Genomic DNA, 1,064 nt, shown 5'->3' on the forward strand with positions numbered 1-1,064 from the left:
AGAACCGTCTTCTCGTCACCTCGGGCAACGTCTACCTGCGCCTGCGTCAACCCCTCGACACCGGTGAGGTTTGCCCCGTCCAGCCGGGCGCCGGTGAGGTTGGCCCCATCCAGCCGAACGTGGGTAAGGTTGGCCCCATCCAGCCGGGCGCCGGTGAAGTCTGCCCCAATCAGCTGGGCGCCGGTGAGGTTCGCCCCGGTCAGCCAGGCGCCGGCGAGGTCAGCCCCGTGCAGCGAAGCTTCGATGAGATCAGCCATCTCCAGCCGGGCACCGGTGAGGTTTACCTCACACAGCCAGGCACCGGCGCGGTCCACCCCCTCCAGCCAGGCGCTAAACGGAACAGCCCAAGAGATGTCGACTTTGTCCGAGAGACGGCCCAGCACGGTCAGCGCGGCCTGCACATCGGTATCGGGATTTCGTCCAAGATCCGGCGGTGTGTCGCTGGTGGCTTGATCGGCCGGAGCTGATGGCTCCAGGCTGGCACTCCGCCTGCTCGTCGTCCTCCCCGACCAGGCGGCCCAGGGACGGCGAGCTCCATGGGAATGATCAAGAATGGTCCGCTCGCGGACGAAGGCCGAAAGCACCTCCACCACCGGCTGGCGATACGTCGTCGACTCGGCCCCAAGGCTCTCCAACGCGTAAATCCCGTCCAGGCAGACGTCCAACGCCTCCGAACCAAGCTGGCCAATCCCAGCGGTGTACTGCTCCACCAACTCCCGTTGCTTCCGCCTCGGATCCACCTTCCGGCATAGCGTTCCCTTTATCGCAGGCCACGCCCTCACCATCAGTCCTCCCACCCGACCTGACCTCACCGACTGCAATCTGCCAGTCACGTAAGTCCGTAGTTGTGCTGGATCAACGTTTTCCTCCAGCATGCCATGAAGTTCTATACGCCAACTGAACCGGAGTCTTGGAGCACCGAAGGAGTCCAGACAGCCCCGTAGCCCGACGGGGCATGGACAGCCCGGGCACGATCAGCCCGGGCGAGCGGCCAACCGGAGCATCCGGTCTTCCCCACCCGCCCCCTGCCCATAGGTCTAGCCCACCGCCACATGCACCCCCGG

1 protein-coding gene is annotated in these 1,064 nt (G+C 65.4%); it reads right to left on the reverse strand.

Annotated features, from left to right (window positions below; genetic code table 11):
• Nucleotides 1-710 (reverse strand): pentapeptide repeat-containing protein (locus tag G6R24_RS21130; protein ID WP_163550862.1); only part of this gene is annotated, 710 nt, incomplete at its 3' end.
• Nucleotides 711-1,064: the final 354 nt, after the last annotated feature.

This window comes from Candidatus Frankia nodulisporulans (genome assembly GCF_902806475.1).
Lineage (GTDB): Bacteria > Actinomycetota > Actinomycetes > Frankiales > Frankiaceae > Frankia > Frankia umida.